This window comes from Mycobacterium sp. NPDC004974, assembly GCF_053600815.1.
In genome coordinates, this window is sequence record NZ_JBSGAQ010000021.1 from 36,964 (window position 1) to 60,468 (window position 23,505).

At 66.9% G+C, this 23,505-nt stretch carries 25 protein-coding genes; 12 read left to right on the top strand and 13 right to left on the bottom strand.

Annotated features, from left to right (window positions below; genetic code table 11):
• Positions 1–44: 44 nt before the first annotated feature.
• Entirely contained in the window at positions 45–899 is an 855-nt protein-coding gene (locus ACWEFV_RS30935; protein ID WP_450072997.1) for a TatD family hydrolase, read from the bottom strand.
• Positions 900–923: 24 nt separating this feature from the next.
• On the opposite strand from ACWEFV_RS30935, the gene metG reads away from it, so the two are divergent.
• The 5 genes from metG to ACWEFV_RS30960 all read left to right on the top strand — a co-directional run bounded on the left by metG (position 924) and on the right by ACWEFV_RS30960 (position 7,365).
• Positions 924–2,471: a methionine--tRNA ligase gene (metG, locus tag ACWEFV_RS30940; protein ID WP_135457862.1), complete on the top strand. Its 1,548-nt coding sequence runs from the start codon at positions 924–926 to the stop codon at positions 2,469–2,471.
• Position 2,472: 1 nt separating this feature from the next.
• Positions 2,473–3,822 (top strand): NADP-specific glutamate dehydrogenase, encoded by a 1,350-nt coding sequence (gdhA, locus tag ACWEFV_RS30945; protein WP_135457864.1) that lies wholly within the window; start codon positions 2,473–2,475, stop codon positions 3,820–3,822.
• Between the two features lie 101 nt (positions 3,823–3,923).
• Positions 3,924–5,114, top strand: a complete 1,191-nt coding sequence (locus ACWEFV_RS30950) for an NAD(P)/FAD-dependent oxidoreductase (protein ID WP_450072998.1) — start codon at positions 3,924–3,926, stop codon at positions 5,112–5,114.
• Positions 5,114–6,037, top strand: coding sequence for an RNA polymerase sigma factor SigJ (sigJ, locus tag ACWEFV_RS30955; RefSeq protein ID WP_450072999.1), 924 nt, complete (start codon positions 5,114–5,116; stop codon positions 6,035–6,037). The genes ACWEFV_RS30950 and sigJ overlap by 1 nt, the downstream gene beginning before the upstream one ends.
• An 89-nt stretch (positions 6,038–6,126) precedes the next feature.
• Positions 6,127–7,365 (top strand): aminodeoxychorismate synthase component I, encoded by a 1,239-nt coding sequence (locus ACWEFV_RS30960; RefSeq protein ID WP_450073000.1) that lies wholly within the window; start codon positions 6,127–6,129, stop codon positions 7,363–7,365.
• Here the strand turns inward: ACWEFV_RS30960 and rsmI are convergent.
• Positions 7,335–8,171, bottom strand: coding sequence for a 16S rRNA (cytidine(1402)-2'-O)-methyltransferase (gene rsmI / locus ACWEFV_RS30965; protein ID WP_450073001.1), 837 nt, complete (start codon positions 8,169–8,171; stop codon positions 7,335–7,337). The genes ACWEFV_RS30960 and rsmI overlap by 31 nt on opposite strands.
• A gap of 24 nt (positions 8,172–8,195) precedes the next feature.
• Between rsmI and ACWEFV_RS30970 the strand changes: the two genes are divergently transcribed.
• Positions 8,196–9,746: a dolichyl-phosphate-mannose--protein mannosyltransferase gene (locus tag ACWEFV_RS30970; RefSeq protein WP_450073002.1), complete on the top strand. Its 1,551-nt coding sequence runs from the start codon at positions 8,196–8,198 to the stop codon at positions 9,744–9,746.
• A 128-nt stretch (positions 9,747–9,874) separates the two neighbouring features.
• On the opposite strand, the gene arcA is transcribed toward ACWEFV_RS30970, so the two are convergent.
• A complete protein-coding gene (gene arcA, locus ACWEFV_RS30975) occupies positions 9,875–11,080 on the bottom strand; it encodes an arginine deiminase (protein ID WP_450073003.1) in 1,206 nt (401 codons plus the stop codon).
• Positions 11,081–11,113: 33 nt separating this feature from the next.
• Between arcA and soxR the strand changes: the two genes are divergently transcribed.
• Positions 11,114–11,545, top strand: a complete 432-nt coding sequence (gene soxR, locus ACWEFV_RS30980) for a redox-sensitive transcriptional activator SoxR (protein WP_450073004.1) — start codon at positions 11,114–11,116, stop codon at positions 11,543–11,545.
• Between the two features lie 34 nt (positions 11,546–11,579).
• A complete protein-coding gene (locus ACWEFV_RS30985) occupies positions 11,580–12,176 on the top strand; it encodes an alpha-ketoglutarate-dependent dioxygenase AlkB (RefSeq protein ID WP_135457879.1) in 597 nt (198 codons plus the stop codon).
• Between the two features lie 6 nt (positions 12,177–12,182).
• Here ACWEFV_RS30985 and ACWEFV_RS30990 read toward each other — a convergent pair whose 3' ends face one another.
• The gene (locus tag ACWEFV_RS30990) at positions 12,183–12,857 is read right to left on the bottom strand and encodes a DUF5642 family protein (RefSeq protein WP_135457881.1); all 675 of its coding nucleotides are present in this window, start codon (positions 12,855–12,857) and stop codon (positions 12,183–12,185) included.
• Between the two features lie 29 nt (positions 12,858–12,886).
• Positions 12,887–13,570: a DUF5642 family protein gene (locus tag ACWEFV_RS30995; protein ID WP_286175127.1), complete on the bottom strand. Its 684-nt coding sequence runs from the start codon at positions 13,568–13,570 to the stop codon at positions 12,887–12,889.
• Between the two features lie 153 nt (positions 13,571–13,723).
• On the opposite strand from ACWEFV_RS30995, the gene ACWEFV_RS31000 reads away from it, so the two are divergent.
• Both ACWEFV_RS31000 and ACWEFV_RS31005 read left to right on the top strand, forming a co-directional pair.
• Positions 13,724–13,990, top strand: coding sequence for a hypothetical protein (locus ACWEFV_RS31000; protein ID WP_450073005.1), 267 nt, complete (start codon positions 13,724–13,726; stop codon positions 13,988–13,990).
• A 145-nt stretch (positions 13,991–14,135) separates the two neighbouring features.
• Positions 14,136–14,831, top strand: coding sequence for an LpqN/LpqT family lipoprotein (locus tag ACWEFV_RS31005; RefSeq protein WP_450073006.1), 696 nt, complete (start codon positions 14,136–14,138; stop codon positions 14,829–14,831).
• Here ACWEFV_RS31005 and ACWEFV_RS31010 read toward each other — a convergent pair.
• From ACWEFV_RS31010 to ACWEFV_RS31025, 4 genes are read right to left on the bottom strand one after another with little or no spacing between them, the layout of a single operon-like run.
• Positions 14,821–15,657 carry a shikimate 5-dehydrogenase gene (locus ACWEFV_RS31010; protein WP_450073007.1) on the bottom strand — a complete coding sequence of 279 codons (837 nt, stop codon included), beginning with the start codon at positions 15,655–15,657 and terminating at the stop codon, positions 14,821–14,823. The genes ACWEFV_RS31005 and ACWEFV_RS31010 overlap by 11 nt on opposite strands.
• Entirely contained in the window at positions 15,654–16,655 is a 1,002-nt protein-coding gene (locus tag ACWEFV_RS31015) for a GNAT family N-acetyltransferase (protein ID WP_450073008.1), read from the bottom strand. Before ACWEFV_RS31015 ends, ACWEFV_RS31010 begins: the two co-directional genes overlap by 4 nt.
• 32 nt (positions 16,656–16,687) lie before the next feature.
• The gene (modA, locus tag ACWEFV_RS31020; protein ID WP_450073029.1) at positions 16,688–17,455 is read right to left on the bottom strand and encodes a molybdate ABC transporter substrate-binding protein; all 768 of its coding nucleotides are present in this window, start codon (positions 17,453–17,455) and stop codon (positions 16,688–16,690) included.
• A gap of 11 nt (positions 17,456–17,466) precedes the next feature.
• On the bottom strand, positions 17,467–17,874 hold the full coding sequence (locus tag ACWEFV_RS31025; protein WP_450073009.1) for a TOBE domain-containing protein: 408 nt from the start codon (positions 17,872–17,874) through the stop codon (positions 17,467–17,469).
• A 143-nt stretch (positions 17,875–18,017) separates the two neighbouring features.
• Between ACWEFV_RS31025 and ACWEFV_RS31030 the strand changes: the two genes are divergently transcribed.
• Positions 18,018–19,475 carry an aldehyde dehydrogenase family protein gene (locus ACWEFV_RS31030; RefSeq protein WP_450073010.1) on the top strand — a complete coding sequence of 486 codons (1,458 nt, stop codon included), beginning with the start codon at positions 18,018–18,020 and terminating at the stop codon, positions 19,473–19,475.
• A 15-nt stretch (positions 19,476–19,490) separates the two neighbouring features.
• Here the strand turns inward: ACWEFV_RS31030 and ACWEFV_RS31035 are convergent, their stop codons facing one another.
• On the bottom strand, positions 19,491–20,045 hold the full coding sequence (locus ACWEFV_RS31035; protein ID WP_135457896.1) for a hypothetical protein: 555 nt from the start codon (positions 20,043–20,045) through the stop codon (positions 19,491–19,493).
• Positions 20,046–20,456: 411 nt separating this feature from the next.
• Positions 20,457–21,194, bottom strand: coding sequence for an SDR family NAD(P)-dependent oxidoreductase (locus tag ACWEFV_RS31040; protein WP_450073011.1), 738 nt, complete (start codon positions 21,192–21,194; stop codon positions 20,457–20,459).
• A 169-nt stretch (positions 21,195–21,363) separates the two neighbouring features.
• On the opposite strand from ACWEFV_RS31040, the gene ACWEFV_RS31045 reads away from it, so the two are divergent.
• Positions 21,364–22,161, top strand: coding sequence for an enoyl-CoA hydratase/isomerase family protein (locus tag ACWEFV_RS31045; RefSeq protein ID WP_450073012.1), 798 nt, complete (start codon positions 21,364–21,366; stop codon positions 22,159–22,161).
• On the opposite strand, the gene ACWEFV_RS31050 is transcribed toward ACWEFV_RS31045, so the two are convergent.
• Positions 22,155–22,769 (bottom strand): TetR/AcrR family transcriptional regulator, encoded by a 615-nt coding sequence (locus tag ACWEFV_RS31050; protein WP_450073013.1) that lies wholly within the window; start codon positions 22,767–22,769, stop codon positions 22,155–22,157. The genes ACWEFV_RS31045 and ACWEFV_RS31050 overlap by 7 nt on opposite strands.
• A gap of 49 nt (positions 22,770–22,818) precedes the next feature.
• On the bottom strand, positions 22,819–23,388 hold the full coding sequence (locus ACWEFV_RS31055) for a hypothetical protein (protein WP_450073014.1): 570 nt from the start codon (positions 23,386–23,388) through the stop codon (positions 22,819–22,821).
• Between the last annotated feature and the right edge of the window lie 117 nt (positions 23,389–23,505).

Below are 23,505 nucleotides of genomic sequence, written 5' to 3' on the forward strand. Positions count from 1 at the left end.
CCGCCGGCGGTTGAGCTTTGATCACAAGACGGTAACGAATCGGCCTACGACCGGCAACTCCCGTTAAGTCCGTACACCCGCGCCGCAGTGGCCGCGGTCTCGGACGCGACCTCTTCGGCAGGTCGGTCCAGCAACTCTGCGAGTGCCCGCACAGTGTATGGCAGGCAGTACGGCTCGTTCGGTGCTCCGCGGAACGGGTGCGGGGTCAAAAACGGCGCGTCAGTCTCGACCAACAGCTGACCGGGAGGGATCAGCCGGGCGGCTTCCCGCAGCTCAGCGGCATTCTTGAAGCTGACCGTGCCCGAAAGGCTCAGCACCCAGCCGGCTTCCACACAGGTGTGAGCCATCTCCGGTCCGGAGGAAAAGCAGTGGAAGATCACTGTCTCGGGCGCCCCTTCGGCGCGAAGCACGTCGAGAACCTCGGCGTCGGCGTCGCGGTTGTGGATCATCAACGGCTTACCGGTGCGCTTTGCCAGGTCGATGTGCCACGCGAAACCCTCGCGCTGCTCGGCCGGCGTCGCACAGCCGTCCAACCGGCCCGGCCAGTACAGGTCCATCCCGGTCTCCCCGACCGCGACCACCCGCGGATGGGCGGCCAGCCGCTCCAACTCGGCCCGGGCCACATCGTCGAGCACGTTGGCCCGGGTGGGATGCAGCGCCACCGCCCCGAAAACTCGCTCATCAGCTTCGACGGCCGTGGTCACCCAGCGTGCCGAGTCCAGATCATCGGCGATGGTGACCGCCTGGACCACCCCGACGGCGGCCGCGCGGTCCATGATCGCGCGGACATCCTCAGCGGTCTGGGCACCGCAGGCGTCGAGGTGAGTGTGTGCGTCGACCAGCGGACCCAAAGGCTCCGGGGCTGGCGGTTTCTCCCTGGCGGTGCGTTTCGAACCCACCGCAACACAATAAGGTGGGACCAAATGAGTGAGCCTTTCTACATAACTACGGCCATCGCCTATCCCAACGGTGCGCCGCATATCGGGCACGCCTACGAGTACATCGCCACCGATGCGATCGCCCGGTTCAAGCGACTCGACGGCTTCGACGTGCGCTACCTGACCGGTACCGACGTCCACGGCCAGAAGATGGCCGAGACCGCCGCTGCCGAGGGCATCTCGGCAGCAGAGCTGGCCAACCGCAACTCCGACGTGTTCCAGCGGCTGCAGGAGAAGCTCAACATCTCCTTCGACCGGTTCATCCGCACCTCCGACGCCGACCACTATGAGGCGTCCAAGGCGATCTGGCGCGCGATGTTCGAGGCCGGGGACATCTACCTGGGCACCTACTCCGGCTGGTACTCGGTGCGCGACGAGCGCTTCTTCGCCGAGGACGAGACCACCGAGGGACCCGACGGCACCCGCACCGCGATCGAGACGGGCACACCGGTCACCTGGACCGAGGAGCAGACCTACTTCTTCCGGTTGTCGGCCTATGCCGAGCGCCTGCTGGCCCACTACGAGGCCCACCCCGAATTCATCGGACCCGATGTGCGCCGCAACGAGATCGTCAGCTTCGTCTCCGGCGGACTGAAGGACCTGTCGATCTCGCGGACCACGTTCGACTGGGGCGTGCCGGTCCCCGACCATCCCGACCACGTGATGTACGTGTGGGTGGACGCACTGACCAACTACCTGACCGGGGTGGGATATCCGGACACGGCGTCAGAGACCTTCGGCAAGTACTGGCCCGCCAAGCTGCACATGATCGGCAAGGACATCATCCGGTTCCACAGCGTGTACTGGCCGGCGTTCCTGATGTCGGCCGGGATCGCGCTTCCCGAGCGGGTTTTCGCACACGGCTTCATCAACGTCAAGGGCGAGAAGATGAGCAAGTCGGTCGGCAATGTCGTCGACCCGATCGCACTCGTCGACACGTTCGGACTCGATCAGGTGCGCTACTTCTTCCTGCGCGAGGTGTCCTTCGGCCAGGACGGCAGCTACAGCGAGGAAGCCATCATCGGCCGGATCAACGCCGACCTGGCCAACGAACTGGGCAACCTGGCGCAACGGTCCCTGTCGATGGTGGCCAAAAACCTCGACGGCGTGGTGCCCGACCCGGGAGCGTTCACCGACGACGACACGGCCATGCTGAGGGCCGCCGATGCCCTACTCGAACAGGTGCGCGCGCACTACGATGTGCCGGCGATGCACCTCGCACTTGAATCGATCTGGTCGGTACTCGGCGCGGCGAACCGCTACTTCTCCGCCCAGGAGCCCTGGGTTCTGCGCAAGTCCGACGATCCAACCGACCAACAGCGATTCGGTACGGTGCTCTACACGACGCTCGAGGTAGTGCGAATCGCGGCGCTGCTGACGCAGCCGGTGATGCCGGACTCGACGGCCAAGCTGCTCGACCTGCTGGGCCAGCCGACCGACGCACGCGACTTCGACTCCATCGGGACCCGGCTCAAGCCAGGTACCGAATTGCCCGCGCCCACCGGGGTTTTCCCCCGCTACCAGATGGACTGAGATGGCTGTATTACACGAGAAACTGCAGGCGATCTACGAGGAAGTCGCGCAACGTAACGCCGGCGAGAAGGAATTCCACCAAGCCGTCTACGAGGTGCTGACCAGCCTCGGGCCGGTGGTGGCCAAGCACCCCGACTACGCCGACGGCGCCATCATCCGCCGCCTGTGCGAGCCCGAACGCCAGATCATCTTCCGGGTGCCCTGGCTCGACGACTCCGGTACCGCGCAGATCAACCGGGGCTTCCGGGTCGAATTCAACTCGGCACTCGGACCGTTCAAGGGCGGCCTGCGGTTCCACCCGTCGGTCTACCTCGGCATCGTGAAATTCCTGGGCTTCGAGCAGATCTTCAAGAACTCGCTGACCGGCCTGCCGATCGGCGGCGGCAAGGGCGGATCGGACTTCGACCCCAAGGGCCGCTCCGACGCCGAGGTGATGCGGTTCTGTCAGTCCTTCATGACCGAGCTGTACCGCCACATCGGCGAGTACACCGACGTCCCGGCCGGCGACATCGGCGTCGGCATGCGCGAAATCGGTTACCTGTTCGGCCAATACAAGCGGATCACCAACCGCTACGAATCCGGCGTTCTCACCGGCAAGGGCCTGACCTGGGGCGGATCCCAGGTCCGCACCGAGGCAACCGGATACGGCACGGTGTTCTTCGTCGACGAGATCCTGCGGTCGAGCGGGCAGTCCTTCGAGGGCAAGCAGGTCGTGGTGTCCGGTTCGGGCAACGTGGCGATCTACGCGATCGAGAAGGTGCACTCGCTCGGCGGGACCGTGGTGGCCTGCTCGGATTCCAGCGGCTACGTACGCGACGACAAGGGCATCGACCTCGACCTGCTCAAGGAGGTCAAGGAGCTGCGCCGCGGCCGCATCGAGGACTACGCCGAGGCCCGTGGCGGCGCGGCAGAGGTCGTGACCGGGCGCAGCGTGTGGGAGGTGCCGTGCGACATCGCGTTGCCGTGCGCCACCCAGAACGAGGTCTCCGGCGTCGACGCGACCATGCTGATCAAGTCCGGCTGCCAGATCGTGGCCGAGGGCGCCAACATGCCGTGTACCCCCGAGGCCGTGAAGTTCTTCGAGGAGGCCGGGGTGCGGTTCGCCCCGGGCAAGGCGGCCAATGCGGGCGGCGTGGCCACCAGTGCGCTGGAGATGCAGCAGAACGCCTCGCGGGACTCGTGGAACTTCGACGACACCGAGGCGCGGTTGGCCGAGATCATGCGGCGCATCCACGACCGGTGCCTGACCACCGCCGACGAGTACGGACAGCCGGGTAACTACGTGGCGGGCGCCAACATCGCCGGCTTCATCCGGGTGGCCGACGCGATGCTCGCTCTGGGGCTGGTCTAGCCGTTCGAGTGATGTAGGCCACATCGCGCGGGTCTGCTGTCACATATCGGGGATGCGCGGTGTCTTGAGGGCACAAGCCTTTGAGAACAGGAGACGCTCCCATGACCGAAAGAACTGCGCAGAACACCCGAGTGGTCGTGATCGGCGGCGGTTACGCCGGGGTGCTGGCGGCCAACCGACTGCAGGGCACTCCGGGAGTGGCTGTCACGCTGCTCAATCCGCGGCCCGAGTTCGTCGAGCGCATCCGGCTGCACCAGCTCGCGGTCGGCAACCGCGGTGCCACCACGGCCTACGACGAACTGCTGGGCAACGGGGTCCGGCTGTTGGTCGACGGCGCCGAGTTCATCGACGCCGACATCCGTCAGGTGCAGTTGGCCTCCGGCGAGGTGCTCGACTACGACTACCTGGTCTATGCCGTCGGCAGCACCGCCGGAGTGCCCGCCTCGGTGCCCGGGGCCGCCGAATTCGCCTATCCGCTTTCGGAACTCGAGCAGGCCCAGCGGCTGCACGCCCGCCTGCAGGATGTCCCGATGTCGGCCCCGGTGGTCGTCGTCGGCGGCGGCCTGACCGGGATCGAGGCCGCGGGCGAGTTCGCCGAGCAGGGCCGCGCGGTCACCCTGGTCACCGACGTGGTCGGGGCGTCACTGGGCACCGGTGCCCGTCGCTCGGTCGTCAAGGCGCTGACCAAACTCGGTGTCTCGATCGTCGACGGACCCGAGATCCTGGTGACCGGGGTCGAGCCCGATGCCGTCACGCTGGCCGACGGGAACCGGCTGCCCAGTGCGGTCACGGTGTGGACCACCGGGTTCGGGGTTCCCGGGCTGGCCGCGGCCAGCGGGCTGCGCACCGACGAGCTGGGCCGGTTGCTCACCGACGAAACCCTGACCAGCATCGACGACGCGCGCATCGTCGCGGCCGGAGACGCGGCCTCACCGTCGGGGGTTCCGCTGCGGATGAGCTGCCAGTCGGCGGGCCCGATGGGGGTCCAGGCCGCCAACACCGTGCTGGCCCGGATCGCGGGCGCCGAGCCCAAGGTCATCAACCAGGCCTTCGCCGGACAGTGCGTGAGCGTCGGCCGGAGTTACGGCACGGTGCAGCTCTGCCACTCCGACGACAGCCCGCGCCGCGTCTTCATCGGCGGGCGCACGGCCGCCTTCTTCAAGGAGCAGGTGTGCCGCGCGACCGTGACGTTCCTGCGCAAGGAGGGCGTCAAGCCGGGGTCGTACTTCTGGTTCAAGGGCGACAACCGGGCACGGCAGCTCGCCGAGGCACGCAAGGAGAGTTTCGCCTGATGAACGCCCCCAGTGCAGGTAACTCGAACGAACACGCCGAACGGTTCACGCTGCTGCGGCCGTTGTTGTTCACCATCGCCTACGAGATCCTCGGTACGGCAACGGAATCCGACGATGTCCTGCAGGAGAGTTACCTGCGCTGGGCCGAGGTCGATCTGGACACGGTGCGCGATACCAAGGCGTTCCTGGCCCAGCTCGTCACTCGCCAGGCGCTCAATGCCCTTCGGGCCCAGTCGCGACGCCGTGAGGAGTACGTGGGTCCGTGGCTGCCCGAGCCGCTGCTGCTGGCTGACAGTATCAGCGGCGTGGGCGATCCCTCAGCGGATGTGGTTCTGGCCGAGTCGGTTTCGATGGCGATGCTGGTGGTGCTCGAAACGCTGACACCCGATGAGCGCGCGGTGTTCGTGCTGCGCGAGGTGTTCGGGTTCAGCCACGACGAGATCGCCTCGGCGATCGGCAAATCCGCGAGCGCGGTGCGCCAGATGGCGCACCGCGCCCGCAACCATGTGCAATCACGGCGCAAGCGGTTCGAACCCGTCGATCCGCAGGTGTCGACCGAGATCACCCAGCGGTTCTTCACCGCGGCGACGACCGGCGACATGAACGTGTTGCTGGAATTGCTCGCGCCGGACGTGGTGTGGACAGCAGACAGCGACGGTAAGCGCAGCGCCGCCCGCAGGCCGGTGTCCGGGGCCCAATCGGTGGCCAAGCTGGTCATGGGCCTGATGCGGTTTGTCGCGCAGGGCGGCCACTTCGAGCCCACGACGTACAACAACGCCCCCGCGTTCAAGATGTACCTCGAAGACAGCTTCGAGGGCGTTGTCACCGTCGAGGTCACCGACGGCAAGATCACCCACTTCTACGCGATGCGCAATCCGGACAAGCTGACCGGTGTCGACGTCCCGCGGGTGATCAGCCGCTGAATCTCCCCGCGGCCAGACGCAAAACTGCCCATTTTCACGCGGGAATGGGCAGTTTTGCGTCTGCTCGCGGGAGGAAGCAAGCTGATGGCATGCGGATCGAGAGGCTCGGCGCGCTGGGGGATGCCCCGGCGGTGCTGCGTGGTGTCGCCGCGGCCGCACGTGCCGCGGGCCTGGCGCCGCCGGCCGCAGTGATCGGCGACTGGTTCGGCTCACGTGCGGTGATCGCGCCCTCGGTACCGGTGGCCCCCGTGGCGCCGGCGGCTGTCTTCGATGTAGCTCAGGACGCCTCGGGACCGGCAGGCAGTGTGGGTGGCGGATGGTTCGGCTACCTCTGCTACCCGGACCCGGGTGCCGACGGCGCACCGCCGCGCATCCCGGTGGCGGCCGGCGGCTGGTCGGACTGCGTGCTGCGCCAGGACGCCGACGGCCTCTGGTGGTTCGAAAGTCTCAGTGGTGCAGCACTTCCCACCTGGCTCCGAGCACTGGAGCCGGCGGCTGCGCCACCACACGCCTCCACCCTGACCTGGGTGGCCCCCGATCGCGCTGATCACCGTCGGGGCGTGCTGGCCTGCCTGGAGGCCATCGCGGCGGGCGAGGTGTATCAGGCCTGTGTGTGCACCAGGTTCACCGGCCGCATCGACGGCGAGCCGATCGATTTCTTCACCGAGGCAGTGGCCCGGACTGCGCCTGCGCGGGCCGCGTATGTGTCCGGGGACTGGGGTGCCGTGGCCTCGCTGTCACCGGAATTGTTCCTGCGCCGGGCGGGCACCGCGGTGGCCTCCAGCCCGATCAAGGGCACGCTGCCGTGCTCGGCTGATCCGGCCGCACTGCTGGCCTCGGTCAAGGATGTCGCCGAGAACGTCATGATCGTCGACCTGGTCCGCAACGACCTGGGACGCGTCGCGACCACCGGCAGCGTGACGGTGCCCGAACTGCTCGCAGTGCATCCGGCGCCCGGGGTCTGGCACCTGGTCTCGACCGTCACCGCCGAGGTGCCCGCGCACCTCCCGATGAGCGCGCTGCTGGACGCCACCTTCCCGCCGGCCTCGGTCACGGGCACCCCGAAGCGGCGGGCCCGCCAGCTGCTGCGGCAGTGGGAACCTGCACGACGCGGAGTTTATTGCGGCACAGTCGGTTTGGCTTCGCCCGTGGCGGGCTGTGAGCTCAACGTGGCGATCCGCACCGTGGAGTTCGGCCCCGACGGGTCGGCGGTTCTCGGGGTGGGCGGCGGTATCACCGCCGATTCCGAAGTCGACGCGGAATGGGAGGAGTGCCTGCACAAGGCTGCCTCGATCGTTCAGCCGCGGGCACGCAGTACGGCGTCATAGAGCTCGCGCCGTGACGGCGCCCCCGGGTTCGCCGCGATCACCTGGGCGCAGGCGTCCTTGACCCGGATCCCATCGGCCGCCAGTTCCTCGACCTCGGCCACCAGATCGGGCAGTTCGACGGTCGGGGTGCCCCCGGCCAACACCACGGTGATCTCCCCCAGCACGCCGTCGGCGGCCCACTCCGCGAGCTCGCCCAGACTGCCGCGGCGGATCTCCTCATGCGTCTTGGTCAGCTCACGACACACCACGGCGCGCCTCGACGGGCCCAGCACGTCGACGGCGTCGCGAAGTGTCTCGGCGAGCCGGCGCGGGGATTCGAAGAACACAGTGGTGCGCGGTTCGGCGGCCAGCGTCTGCAGCCAGGCCAGCCGGGCGGCGTGCTTGCGCGGGGCGAAGCCCTCGAAGCAGAACCGGTCGGAGGCCAGCCCGGACACCGCCAGCGCCGTCGTCACCGCACTCGGGCCCGGCAGGCAGGACACCGGCAGATCCGCCTCGGCGCAGGCCGCCACCAGGCGGTAGCCCGGGTCGTTGATCAACGGCATACCGGCGTCGCTGACCACCAGCACCGTCGCACCCGCCGCGATCTCCTCCACCAGGCCGGGCACGCGGCTCGCCTCGTTCTGGTCGAAGAAGCTCAGGATCCGGCCCGTCGGCTGGACGCCCAGCGACTGGGCCAGACCACGCACGCGTCGGGTGTCTTCGGCCGCCACGATGTCGGCCGTCTGCAGTGCCTCGACCAGCCGCGCGGACGCGTCGTCGGGCCGGCCCAGCGGCGTGGCGCCGATCAGTAGTTTGCCGGGTGTCACGACCGACAGCCTACGATCGCTTGCGTGACCGCCACCGCCACCGAATCGCCGACGGCTGGTCGCTCGGTCCCGTTGATCAGCCCGGCGCCGCTGATCCCGGCCCCGGATTTCGGGCCGACGGACCGGCTACAGGGCTGGCTCATGACGGCCATCATCACCGCACTGGCCGCCATAAGTCGATTCCTGAACCTGGGCTCGCCCACCGATGCCGGCACCCCGGTCTTCGACGAGAAGCACTACGCGCCGCAGGCGTGGCAGATGCTGCACAACCACGGGGTCGAGGACAACCCGGGCTACGGGCTCGTGGTGCATCCGCCGGTGGGCAAGCAACTGCTCTCGATCGGCGAGGCGCTGTTCGGCTACAACGGGCTGGGCTGGCGGTTCTCCGGGGCGATGTGCGGTGTGGTGATCGTGCTGCTGGTGGTGCGGATCGCGCGCCGGATCAGCCGCTCCACCCTGGTCGGCGGCATCGCCGGACTGCTGCTGATCGCCGACGGGGTCAGTTTCGTCTCGGCCCGCACGGCCCTGCTGGATGTGTTCCTGGTGGTGTTCGTGGTCGCGGCATTCGCCTGCCTGATGGTGGACCGCGACGACGTGCGCCATCGCATGCACGTCGCGTTCATGGAGGGTCGCATCGCCGAGACGCCGTGGGGTCCCCGGCTGGGCGTGCGGTGGTGGCGGTTCGGTGCGGGCGTGCTGCTCGGCCTGGCCTGCGCCACCAAATGGTCGGGGCTGTACTACGTGGCGTTCTTCGGCGTCATGACGCTCGTGCTCGACGCGATCGCGCGCAAGCAGTACCACGTGCAGGCACCGTGGCGGGGCATGCTGCGCCGTGATGTGGGGCCGGCCGCATACGTGTTCGGGTTCATTCCACTCGCCGTATACCTGGCGTCGTACGGGCCGTGGTTCGCCTCCGAGACCGGCATCAACCGCTACGAAGCCGGCCAGTCCATCGGCGAGAACGGCATCATCCCGCTGCCCGACGCCCTGCGGTCGCTCTGGCACTACACCTATGCCGCTTACCATTTCCACGCCGGGCTGACCAACGCCGACGGCAACCACCACCCGTGGGAATCCAAGCCGTGGACCTGGCCGATGTCGCTACGGCCCGTGCTCTACGCGATCGACAACCACGATGTGGCCGGCTGTGGCGCACAGTCCTGCGTCAAAGCCGTGATGCTGGTGGGCACTCCGGCGATGTGGTTCATCGCGGTGCCGGTGCTGGGGTGGGCACTGTGGCGGGCCCTGGTGCGGCGGGACTGGCGCTACGGCGTGGTGCTGGTCGGTTACTCGGCCGGCTTCCTGCCGTGGTTCTTCGACATCGACCGGCAGATGTACTTCTTCTACGCCACCGTGATGGCACCGTTCCTGGTGCTGGCGATCGCACTGATCCTCGGCGACATCCTGTACCAACCCAGACAGAACCCCGAGCGTCGAACGTTGGGGCTGCTGGTGGTGTGCTTCTACGTGGCGCTCGTGATCGCGAATTTCGCGTGGCTGTACCCGATCCTGACGGGCATCCCGATTTCACAGTCGACCTGGAATCTGGAGATCTGGCTGCCGAGCTGGCGGTAGGTGTGCGTTCCCCGTGCGTGCCGCCCGTTGAAATTGCGGCCGCCCATCGCCGTTTTCTACGCCAGGGTTGCAAAAGCCTGGTCTAGCGACCGTGGTGTAGAAAACGGCGTCCACTCAAACGGCAATACCTAGAGCAGGTCCCGCGCCGCCGGGCACGACATGCAGCGTGGCCCGCCGCGGCCCGTGCCCAGCTCCGAAGCCTCGATCGGCAGCACTTCGATACCCGAATCAGCCAACCGGGCATTGGTTTCCGAGTTGCGTTCGTAGGCCACCACCACACCCGGCGCCAGGGCCAGGGTGTTGTTGCCGTCATCCCATTGCTCGCGTTCGGCGGTGACGGGATCGAGCCCGGTGTCGATCACCCGAAGCTGCTCGATCCCCATCGCCTCGGCGGCGGCCTGCACAAAGGGCACTTCGTCATCGATCCGGATACCGGCCTCGGTGCGGTGAATGGTGAACGCCGACAACGAGTCCACGATGTTCGGGTACATCACCACCGCGTCGACGTCGACCATGGTGCACACGGTGTCCAGGTGCATCTGGGCACGCTCCTGGCGGATCGGCACCGCCAGCACGGTGTGGGCCAGGTCGTCGTCGAACAGGCTGCGCGCCAATGCCTCCGCGCCGGCCGGTGTGGTGCGCTCCCCCACCCCGACGGCCACCACGCCGGGCCCCAGCAGTAGCACGTCGCCGCCCTCGACGGGCGCCGAGCGCGACTCGTAGGCCCGCCGGACGCCGAGGAACCGCGGATGGTGCGCATAGATCAGGTCGGTCAGCGAGGTTTCGCGTACCCGGGCCGGCAGCGCGAGCGAGGTGATGGCCACCCGCGGGCCGATCCAGAACGACGAATCCCGGGTGAACAACAAATTGGGCAGCGGCTCGATCACGAAATCGCCGCCGTGGTGCATCAGGCGCACCAGTGACAGTTCGGCCCCGTGGAAGGGCACCTCGTTGAAGGTCATCCCGGCCATCAGGATGTGCGCCAGATCGGCGGGCGGCAGGGTACGCAGATAGGCCGAAAGTTCCTGGGCCAATGGCACACCCAGCCGTCGTGCGTCGACGGCTGCGGAGATGCCGTGCATCCGTGCGGCACCGCTGGCCAGCGCCTCGGTCAGCAGATCGGCCAGGAGCATCACCTCCACGCCGCGGGAGCGCAGCACGGCCGCGAAGGCATCGTGCTCACGTTGCGCCTTGGCCACCCACGGCAGGCCGTCGAACAGCAGGGCGTCATTGTTGCGTGGGGTCAGCCGCTGCAGCTCCGGGCCCGGACGGTGCAGGATGACGGCACGCAGTGTGCCTACCTCAGAGTTGGAACCGAACGCGGCAGTCTCCACGTCATGACGTTAACTCAACTATGGTTTAGGTGTATGGAGACGCACGAGTTAACTCCTGGCGAGATGTCGCTGCGCAGCGGCGTGGCGGTGTCCGCACTGCACTTCTACGAGCGCGAGGGCTTGATCGCCAGCCGCCGTACATCGGGAAACCAGCGCCGCTACGCGCGCGAGACACTGCGTCGCGTGGCATTCATCCGGATGTCGCAGCGCCTGGGCATACCGCTGGCCCGCATCCGCGAGGCACTGTCCAGCCTGCCCGATGACCGGGTTCCTACCAGCAAGGACTGGGCCCGACTCTCGGCCGGTTGGCGTCAGGACCTCGACGACCGCATCCTGCACCTACAACGGTTGCGCGACAACCTGACCGGCTGCATCGGCTGCGGTTGCCTGAGCCTCAAGACCTGTCAGCTGACCAACCCGGGCGACGTCCTCGCCGAGAGCGGTCCGGGCGCATCTCGCCTCTAACGCACTCGAACGTCTGTGCGATACACTCGCGCGCATGGAGCTGGCGTTGCAAGGCTCACTGTTCGAGCACGCTGAACGTCGTCGACTCGGCAACGACGCCTGGGTTGAACTGCGCTCGGGCTGGTTGCCCGACGCCGACTCGCTGTTCGAGGAGTTGATGGACGGGATCCCCTGGCGGTCCGAGGAACGCGAGATGTATGACCGGGTGGTGGCGGTGCCGCGGCTGGTCAGCTTTCACCACCTGCTCAACGAACCGGTGCCACACCCCAGGCTCAAACAGATCCGCCGCAGGCTCAACGACACCTTCGGCGGTGAGCTCGGCGAACCGTTCACCACCGCGGGCCTGTGCCTGTACCGCGACGGCAACGACAGCGTCGCCTGGCACGGCGACACCATCGGGCGCAGCCGCACCGAGGACACCATGGTGGCCATCGTCGGGCTCGGCGCGACAAGGGTTTTCGCATTGCGCCCACGCGGCGGCGGTCACGCCCTGCGGCTACAGCACCGCCACGGCGACCTGCTGGTGATGGGCGGATCGTGCCAACGCACCTGGGAGCATTCGATACCGAAGACCACCAGCCTGGTCGGGCCGCGGATCAGCATCCAGTTCCGTCCGCACGACGTGCGCTGAGGGTCTCTAGCCTCTTACATCGGCCACGGCGGCGCTGAGCAGATCGCGGGCCCGCTTGTCGTCCACCGGCGCCACCGGCTTGCCCGGCTCCACCAATGGGTTGGCCGTGACGATCACCATGAACGTGTCGAAGCTGGCGACATAGTTGTACAGCTCGCCGGTGCGGGGCTGGCCACCCACCACGGTCTGCACGATGCGGTGGGTTCCGGTCGTACGGGCCCCGTCGATCTGCGGGGCCTCGACCACGTCCACCTGCCCGCGCATGCCCGGGCCCAGGAATTTCACCTGTTTGCACGCATCGCCCGGGTCGTTCAACGGGACCGGCTCAGAGGTCTCCACGGCCATCACGATGAACCGGTTGCCCGCCCCTTCGGCCGTGGTGGCGGCCATGTTGCCTTTCAGCCCCTCCGGCAATGACTGCCCCTCGGCGAATTTCGCACAATCGGCAGGGTCGACCTTCACCCCGGGCGGCATCTTCTGCGGCGCCAGCATTTTCGGGTCGATCCCGGTCGGGGCCACATCGGTGACCTTGAATTCCGGGCCGAAGGTGGAGCGCACCTTGGCGACGTTGGCGATGTCCGCCTGGGCGGAATTCGACTGGTCCGATTGACCGCAGGCGACCAATCCGGAGGCGCAGGCGAGAACGCCGACGCTGGCGAGTAACACGTTGCGGTTCCACATCGCTCGTCAACATACCCGGCACCGCCGACTCAGCCGCGTAATGCCGAAACCGTTTTCACCAGCAGGTCGGAGGCGAACGCGGGGCCGAGCGCGGGATTCGGTGAGCCGGGGTCGGTGATCACACTGACGAAGACGTGGTAGCCGCCGCCCAGATCCGCGGTGAACGTGTCGGCGTGGGATCGGGTTTCGGTGCCCCCTTCGACGGTCGTGGTGACGGCGGTGGACATCCCTGCGGTCACCGCACCCTCGATCGGCGGGGCCGTGACGGCGGTGACGGTTCCGACGGAATGCCCGCCCGACACACTCCACTGCTCACATTGTGGGTCGCGGCGCAGTTCCACGGGTACACCCGGCCCCAGCTTCGCGACGCCCGCATACACGATGCCGCCGGGCCCGGAGGCCGACCAACCCCGGGTCGGCTCGATTTCGCGGGCAGCTTGCGCCCCGCAAGCCGCCGGGTCGGCCGTCCACTCCGGGCCGAAACCCCACAGCGATACGGGGGTCGCCTGCGGTTCGATAGCCACCACCTCGTAGCCGGGCGGCAGGTCCTGGCGCGCCCGGTCGATGCGGGCCGGGTTCACCGTGACGGCACCGCCGGAGGCCTGGGGCGTTGACGACGCCGGCGTCGGTCCTGGTGCCGACCGCGGTCCGCATGCCACCCCGCAAGCCAGGGTGCAGACCAGCAGGACCGCCGGGACGACGAAAAGGCGCACGGGTTTTGATACCACAGCCCGGGTTTGCTGTCGAGAACGGCCGGGGCGCTGTTTGTCAACTGATTTCTGGACGTCGACATCGCGACAAGTGTTGGGATACAGCGGAATTTAATGGTCGCAGGTCTGGTTGCCACCCACGGGACGTGCAGGACGATGAAGGGCAGAACGGTGTACGGATTGGCGGGGGCGGCGCTGGCCGGCGGGGCACTGTCGGCCCTGGCTCTGGGTTTTCCCGCCGCCACACTGGCCGCGCCGTCGGGGGTCGGATCCGCGCAGGACACGGCGAACGAACTGAAACGCCAGGGCTTCGACGTCGTGATCTACCGCGCCGGGACTGCTCCGCTGGACCGGTGCACCGTTTCGTCGGTGCGCCCGGCCCAGATCCTCGAACGAACGGTGTACCTGTCCGCGAATTGCTGAAGGCGTCCAACGTCAGCGACCCGAACATTTCACTGCGCAAAAGATTGCGGCGGCGGACTGCGCCTTCTGCCAGCTATGACCCAGGAAAGCGTTTATCGTGCAAATCAGTTGCGCCTCACCGGGGCGTCCAACCGATTGGAGACCGATGACCACCTCAATGAGGGCCGGCGGAATCGCCATCGCTGCCGTCGCGCTGGGGGTCATGCTGACCGGCTGCGGCGGCAAGACGGTGTCCGGTACCGCGATCGAGGCGACCGGGGCCGGCGAGACCAGCACCGAACCGACGAAAGCCGGTGACACGGGCAGGCCGACGGCCGGGCACCAGTACACGATCGTCGACTACATCCGTGACAACAAGATCACCGAAACCCCGGTTCACCGGGGTGATCCGGGCACACCCCGGTTCGACCTGCCGATTCCCGAAGGCTGGGCGGACGCAACCTCGTCGGCTCCCGAATGGGCATGGGGCGCAATCGTATCCACCGATCCGGAGTTCGCCGCAGATCCGCCTTCGATCATCGCACTGATGTCCAAGCTGACCGGCAACGTGGACCCGGCCAAGATCTTGGAGTACGCCCCTAACGAGATCAAGAACCTGCCGGGCTACGAGAACCAGGGCGACGGTTCGGCGGGGGAACTGAGCGGATTCGAGGCGTACCAGATCGGCGGCACCTATGTGAAGGACGGTGCCACCCGCTTGATCGCCCAGAAGACCGTGGTGATCCCCGGGGCCGACGGGCTGTTTGTGTTGCAGTTCAACGCCGATGGCACCGAGGATCAGATGGGCCCGCTGATGGACGCAACTGCGTTGATCGACGAGCAGACGGTCATCACGCCATAGCCGACTGCCGCGAGAAGGCCGAAGCCGCGGCCACCTGCTCAGGCGTCGGCCGCACTCCCGTGTAGCGCTCGAACTGCTCTGCGGCCTGCAGCGCGATCACCTCTGCGCCGGTGATGACCGACAGGCCCGCAGCCCTGGCCGCGGTGATCAGCGGGGTTTCGGCGGGCATGGCCACCACGTCGACCACGGCACCCGCTGCCTCGATCGTGGCCGGCTCGAATGCGCTGCGGTGTTCGTCGGGCCCGTCGGCCATCCCGATCGGGGTGACGTTGACCAGGATGGGCGCCGTCAATGTGCCGACCTCTGGCGCATAGTCGTAGCTGAGTGCCTCAGCCAGCGCGCGCCCGGCTTCGGCATTACGCGCGACGACGGTCCCCTTACGAAATCCCTTGTCCCGCAATGCTGCCCCGACCGCCTTGGCCATGCCGCCGCTACCCCGGATCAATACCGCATCGGCCGGGTCCAACTGCTCGACGAGTTCTTGCACGGCCAGATAGTCGGTGTTGGAGGCGACGAGGCGGCCGCCGGGCACCGACAGGTCGTTGACGATCGTGTTGACCGCGTCGATCGCGAGGGCCGACGGTTCGATCTCGTCGACGAGGGCCATGACGTCCTTCTTGAACGGCATCGACACCGAGCAGCCCCGGATGCCCAGCGCCCGCACGCCTCCGATCGCCGCGGCGATATCGGTTGTGGTGAAAGCCTTGTAGAGATAGTCCAGGCCGAGTTCGTCGTAGAGGTAGTTGTGGAAGCGGGTGCCGATATTGCTGGGCCGGGCCGCCAGCGAGATGCACATCAGCGTGTCCTTGCTGAGTGGTGGCCTCACTGGCTCACCGCCCGGATCACCTGACGGGTAACGTCTTTGATCTTCGCGGCCAGCTCGGGTTCCAGACTCAGCGTGTCGACCGCGGGCACCGGGACGTCGGTGAGCACCACCCCGAGATCCTCACGCTCCCACACCGCTCCGAGCCGATCCAGGATGCGCCGCATGGCGTAGTTGTCACTCAGCACCCGCGCGGTAAATCGTTCAATTCCAAGGTAGTCCGCTGACACCACCAGCGCGTCCATCAGGAAGGTGCCGATGCCGCGACCCTGATAGTCGTCGCCGACGGTGAACGCGACCTCGGCCGTCGTCGCATCGTGGCCCTCGCGGACCACGCGGGCATCTGCGACCACCGGCCCCAGTGCGCCCTCGGTCATCACCCAGACGAAATGATCGGCGTAGTCGACCTCGAACAGATACTCCAGTAGGGCCTTGGTCGGTTTGCGCACGGATTGGAAACGCCGGTAAAGGGTTTCGCTGGAGAACTCGACGGGCCCGTTCATGGTCCGCTCGACGTCACCGGGCAGAACCGGCCGCAGATAGAACCAGTCGCCGGTGCGCACCTGCACCGGGATGGGCGTGATGAACCCGGCGAGGCGTTGGCGCGCGATGCGCACCAACCGGTCGAACATCCCCGGCAGGTGCAGCAGGACCTCGAACGCCTCGCGGTCACCCACCCAGCCCGCGACCGGGTCGAGAGCCGTCACCGTGGCCGTGCGCGCCGCGTCGCGCAGTAGCGCGATCTCACCGATGATCAGACCCGGTTCCAGGTCGGCGACGACGGCCTGTCCGTCGGGCCCGTCATGAACCACCTGGGTTCGCCCGGAGGCGATCAGCATGAACGTCAGCGCCGGGTCGCCCTGCCGGATCAGCACCTGCCCCGCCGAGGCCGACAGCGGCTGCAGCAGGGTGGTCAACGGCGCCAGTACGGACGGCCGGCATCCGGCGAAGAATTCCAGTGCCGCCAGGTCGTCGGCACTGATCTCGGTCAGATCGGCCACGGTCCCAGGCTACGGCGCCGCCACGGGCTCGGTCAGGGCTTGGCGAATCCAGCCTTGGCGAGCGCTTTTTGACCGGCCTCCCCGGTCACCAGGTCGACGAACCGCTGCGCCAACCGCGCGTGCCCGGACTCCTTGAGCACGGCCATGGGGTACGTGTTGACGGCCTGGGCCGCTTCGGGGAAGGCAACACTGCTGACCTTGTCCCCGGCTCCGGCGGCGTCGGTGACGTAGACCAGGCCGGCGTCGGCCTGCCCGCTGGTCACCTTGCCCAGCACGTCGGTGACCGAGGTCTCCTCACTCACCGGCGACAGCGTCACCCCGGTGGCCTTCTCGACCTTTTCGGTCGCGCCGCCGCAGGGCACCGGCGGGGCGCACACCACGACGCTGGTACCCGGCTTGGCCAGATCGGCAAACGACTTGATGCCCTTCGGGTTTCCCGGCGCGACGGCGATCGTCAGGGTATTGGTGGCGAAGTTGACCGGGCCGCCCTCGACGAGGCCCGCGGCCACCGCCTTGTCCATGTTCCGGGTGTCGGCCGAGGCGAACACGTCGGCGTCGGCACCCTGGGTGAGCTGGGTGACCAGGTCCGAGGATCCGCCGAACGAGAACTCCACCGAGCTCCCCGGGTTGTCGGTCTTGAACTGCTCGCCGATCTCGGTGAACGCCGATTTCAGCGAGGCCGCGGCGAACACCGTGATCGAGCCGCCCTCGGTGTTGGAGGGCGCCGCGGCTTTCTCGGCCGAGGTGCAGCCGCCGATCAGGGCGGTCGCGGCCATCGCGCTGAGCGCCAACGCACACATCCGGACTCTGTTCACGATTGTCCTTTCGGGGTTTCCACGATCACGGTCGTGGCCTTGACCACCGCGACAGCGACGCTGCCGGGGGCAAGGCCGAGCTCACGTACTGACTGGCTGCTCATCAGTGACACCACGGTGAACGGCCCGCACTGGATCTCCACCTCGGCCATCACCCCATCGGCGACGACGTTGGTGACCAGTCCGGCGAAGCGGTTGCGCGCGGAGCTGCCGATGCCGAGCGGATCTCGGGGCGCCGCAGCGGCGTTGGCGCGCGCGAACGCGGCCAATGCGGCCCCGTCGATCACCTTGCGCCCGGAACCGTCGAGATGCGCCGGCAGCGACCTGTCGTCGATCCAGCGTCGCACGGTGTCGTCACTGACCCCGAGCAGTTCGGCCGCCTCGCGGACCCGAATGTCTGGCACCGCGACAGCGTATCGACACGACATCGGCTCAACAACCGCAAACACAGGAGTATTGCCCGCTTCAATCCGCATGTGCGGTCTTGACCGCCCCTCACTGCGACTGCTAAGCAGGTGCTCAGCATTTCGACGACGAAGGGGACACTATGGCACTGCAGACGGTTTTGGAAGAACTCCGCAACCGACCCGGCACAGGCGAGACCATTCCGGTCATCGACCCCGCGACCGAGGAGCAGATCACCGAGTTCCGCGACTGCGGGGCCGACGCGGTCAACGAGGCCGTGGCCGCCGCGAAAACCGCCTACGAGTCCGGGGTTTGGACTGACATCCCGGCCCGTCAGCGCGCCAAGGTGCTGTGGAAGCTGGGCGACCTGATCGACGAGCACGCCAAGGCATTCGCCGAACTGGAGTCTCTTGACGCCGGGATGCCCCCGGTGCAGGCCGAGATGATCGTCTCCACCTGCGCGGAGTTCTTCCGCTACTACGCGGGCTGGTGTACCAAACTCAACGGCAGCAGCTACCAGGTGCAGATGGAGGGCGGCGTCAACAGCAACTACTCCAACCTGCACGCCTACACCACCACGGAGCCGTATGGCGTGGTAGGCCTCATCTACCCGTGGAACGGCCCGCTGTTCAACGCCTGCGCCAAGATCGCCCCGGCCCTGGCCGCCGGCTGCTCCAGTGTCGTCAAGCCCGCCGAAGAGACCCCACTGTCGGCGGTGCTGCTGGAACGCCTGATCGGTGAAGCCGGGGTGCCGGACGGCGTGGCAAACTTCGTGATCGGCTACGGCGCTACCGCTGGTGCCGCGATCACCGCGCACCCCGACGTCGAGAAGGTGGCATTCACCGGCTCGACCGAGGTCGGCAAGCAGATTATGCGGGACTCGGCGGACAACCTTAAGAAGGTGACCCTGGAACTGGGCGGTAAGTCGCCGGTGCTGATCTACGAAGATGCCGACCTCGACATGGCAATCATGATGGCCTCGATGGGCATCTTCGTGCACTCCGGGCAGGGCTGCGTGTGCGGGTCACGAATCTTTGTGCAGCGCAGCGTTTATGAACGCGTGGTGCAGGGCATCGCGATGATTGGAGACAACCTGGTGCTGGGCGGCCCCAAGGACGAGGGCTCGATGATCAGCCCGCTGGTCAGCCAGAAGCAGCTCGACCGCGTGCTGGGGTACATCGACCAGGGCAAGCGCGACGGCGCCGAAATCGTTTCCGGTGGATACCGATTGGACCGCAAGGGCTACTTCGTCAAGCCCACCGTGGTCACCAACATCGACCCCGCCACCAGCCGCCTGTACAAGGAAGAGATCTTCGGCCCCGTCGTCACCATCCTGCCGTTCGACGACGACGACGAAGCCATCGCGATGGCCAACGACACCAGCTACGGCCTGGCCGCCACCGTCTGGACCACCAACCTGGCTCGCGCGCACAGCCTGGGCAAGCGTCTGCAGGCCGGCATGGTGGGGCTGAACTGCCAGTTGACCTTCGACCACAACGTGCCGTTCGGAGGCTACAAGCAGTCAGGCATCGGCAAGGAGTTCGGTTACGAGGGCATCGACGGCTACCTCAAGACCAAGTCGATCTGGGCGCAGCTGTAACTGAACAACCCTCGGTCACAACGAGAAGCGGATGGCGGCGAGCTCAAGGGCCTTGCCCTCGAGCCGCTGGCCCAGATAGATCTCGGCCTGGACGAGCCGCTCGCAGTACCACCGGATGTCCTCGGCATGTTCCCGAGACGCCGTGTAGCGCACGGCCATGGTGCTGACGTCGATGCGGCGGGTGTCGCGCACCGTGAGGTCCTCGGACACCTGGAACCCGCCCTCCTCGGCAGCCGTGATGGCCTCGAGCACCTGCCCCACGGCGAGGCGGATGTCACGGCAGCCGTTCTCGGCGATCTCGGACGCCTCCCGCTGAATGTCCCCCTGCTTGCGGACCACCACGGCGTCGGCGCTGACCTGTTCACCGGCATCCTCACTGGCGGTACCCGACCACTCCGCCCCACCGGGCGCGTGAACGTTTCGCCGATGCCACTCGAACAGCTCCTCGGATTCGGCCGCCAGCTGACGCCAGCGTGCGGCAGCGTCCGCGAGATAGCTTGTGTCCCAGGCTTCTAACTGAGAACGGGTCAGCGCCCTACCAGGCTGACCCGCGACGGGCAGATCATTCACATCAACTCCGCCAGGCCCCCGGCGTGTTGTTCGTCGATCGCGGCGTATCGATGTGCAGCCGCAGACAGGTGCCCCGCCTGCGCACTGACGCGACCCGATTGGGAAGCTCGCGCGGTGATCACCGCGTCATCCATCGCCGAGACACCAGTACTGCTCGGGTAGCCCCCGGCATCCGGACGGGTAGGCGATACCCCCAATTCGGCAGCGATCAGCTCGCTGCTAGTGGCCCCCGCACGAAGCGCCCCCGGGTCCACTCTCAGATCGTTTGCCATAGCAATCCCCCAACTGGCCAATCTGCTCCCCGAGGCTAACCGATTTGGCTGGGTTGCGCCCAGGGGCTGAGCAAGTATGCCATTGCAAACTGGCGTCGACCAAGACCGGGCTCGTCGCCTTCCGGCCACCGGACGGCCATCAACCAGCCATCGTCAAGCCCCCACTGACACTAAGGACTTGGCCAGTAATGAAGCTGGCATCGTCGGAGGCGAAGAAGAGCACAGCCTTGGCGACCTCCTCCGGTTTCGCGACCCGACGGAACGGGATGGCTCTGATCAGTCCCTCGCGAACCTTGTCCGGAAGCGAATCGAACAGCGGGGTATCGGTCGGTCCAGGGCAAACACAGTTGACGTTGATCCGATGACGGGCCATCTCGCGCGCGAGCGACTTGGTGAACGCGATCACCCCACCCTTGGTGCCGGCGTAGACGGTCTCCCCCAGACTGCCCACCCGCCCTGCATCGCTGGCAATGTTGACGATCTTTGCCATACTTCCCTCCGCGAGGATCGTTTCGAGGAAGGCATGGGTGAGCCGGACCGGCCCGAGAAAGTTCACCGCCACCAATGCCTGCCAGAGCGTGTCGTCGTTGGACATGAACGGCTCGACCCGGTCGAAGCCCGCGGCATTGACGATCACGGCGGGCGGTCCATGCGCGGCGACGACGTCGTCCCGCAGTGTGCTCACCGCCTTCGGGTCGGCCAGATCGGCAAGGTGCGCGGTGGCGTTCGCGCAGTCCCGGACCGTCCGGGCGAGGCCGGCTTCATCGCGGTCGACGGCTGCGACGGTGGCGCCGGCCTGCGCCAGCGCGATCGCGATGGCTCGACCGATCCCCGACGCGGCACCCGTGACGACGGCGACTTTGTTGTCGAATCGCACTACCTGACCTCCCGATCTGCGGTGATGTGGACGCTATGGCCCACTATCGGCCGACGGACATAGAAAATCAACCATGCGGTCGATAATTGACTTACACAGTCGAAAAACCGTAGCTTCGGTTGAACAGAGTGCGTGCAGGCCGCGCATGCCGACAGGAGGGACGCTCCCCATGGATTTCTCTGATTACCAGCAGCTGACGCTGACTCGCCGGGACAACGGCGTCCTGCTGATCACGCTGAACCGGCCGGAGAAGTACAACGCCGCCGACGAGGGCATGCACACCGAATTGGCCAACATCTGGAAAGACGTCGCAGCCGACCCGCAGACCCGGGTCGCGGTGATCACCGGCGCCGGCAAGGCTTTCAGCGCGGGCGGCGACCTGGCCATGGTCGAGCGAATGGCCGGTGACTACGACCGGGTGTCACACATGCTCGGCGAGATGAGCGATCTGGTCTACAACATGATCAACTGCGACAAGCCGATCGTGTCCGCGATCAACGGCGTCGCGGTCGGGGCCGGAGCTGTGGCCGCGCTGCTCGCCGACATCGCGATCATCGCCGAGGACGCCCGGATCGGCGACGGCCACGTCAAGCTCGGTGTGGCTGCCGGCGACCACGCCGCCATCATCTGGCCACTGCTGGCCGGTACCGCCAAGGCGAAGTACTACCTGATGACCGGGGAGATGATCGGCGGGATCGAGGCTGAACGGATCGGCATGGTCGCCAAAGCCCTTCCGCAGGAGGAGGTTCTGGACGAGGCACTGCGGATCGCCGACAATCTGGCCACCGGCGCCCAGCAGGCGATCCGGCTGACCAAGCGTGCGCTCAACAACTGGCTGCGCAGTGCGGGTCCGATCTTCGACCAGTCGGCGGCCTACGAGATGTTGACCTTCCTCGGCCCGGACGTGGTGGAGGGCTACACCGCCCTGCGGGAGAAGCGCGCGCCGCGTTTCCCGTCGGCTCAGTAGAACAGGCACAGGGCACGGTCGACGATCGCTGCACGCAGTTCCGCGCGATCGTCGTCGTGCATCCCCGGACCGATCCAGACCGAGGACTGGTTCAGGACGCCGTGTAGGCACTGCAAAGCGACATTGACGTCGGGACAGGTGAATTCACCACTGGCCACACCCTGCTCCACCACCCGGCGGAACACCGCGTCATGGCGACGCCGCATGTCCTTCATCGGCTCGTCGAAGACCTCCGGCCAGCCTCGCGGCCAGGAGAACACCGCGGCCACCTCGGGTGCGGTCTCGGTGAGGATGCGGATCTGTTCATCGATCAGGGCCGCCAGGTGTTCGCGAGCACCGACTTTTCCGAGGGCCTCCTCACGGGCCCCGAGCCGCTGCAGGACTTCCTGGGTGAGGGTCTCCAAGGCGGCGGCCACCAAGGCATCCTTGGACGAAAAGTAGTGGTAGAGCGTGGCCTTGGCGATGTCGGTCTGCTCGGCGACATCTTCCAGACTCATACCCTGGTAGCCGGACTCGGTCAAGATCCGGGTGGCCGTCTTGACGATCTCGGCCTTACGCCGGTCACGACGGCGCGCCACGCGACTGGAGCCCGCGGGCTGATCCTCCACGAGCCCATCCTAACCAGGCCTGGTCGGCTACTCGACCGAGTGGACGAACTCAGAGCTTGTAATAGCCATAGACGAGGCGGTGCCCGTCGAGCAGGTCACGAATCTCCGCAATGAATCCCTCTGACAGTTCGTCCCAGTTCCAGACCTTCATCCCGAGCGCACCGAATGCCCACGGGTAGCCCCAGTCCCAGTCATTGAGTCCGACGCCTGCGGCACAGCTCAAACAGGTCACAAGCCCGGGCCCGCCCGCGAGCCACTCGCTGATCGCGGCATCGAACGCGGTGTCCCAACGGCCTTGTTCGCGAGGAAACATCGCCTCGGTGTGGCTGCACTTCGGGCAGGTCACTGCTTCCAGATCGGCGCCGTGGTACACCTGCCGGCCGGATTCGACGACCAAGCCGTTGGTCCAATAGTGCGGCGCCGCAACCGATTCGTTACCGATCGCGTAGCCGTAGCGCTCGCCCGGCGGATGCCCGCCCGGATTTCCGAGCACACAATCGGTGATCTCTTCGACAACGACCCCCCGCTCGATCAACCACGCCTCGAGACGGGCCTTCAACGCCGGCGCTTCGGTGTCGGTCACGTCAACATCGACCAAAGTCTGTGCATAGTCGCCCATCCAGGGATCGTAAGCGCGCCATCGCGACGGTCAGTGCGGGAATTTCATCCGGACGCACATTTCCAATTTCGCTGACACTCGTCATTGACGAGTGTCAGCGAGAGGGCGTACGGTGGC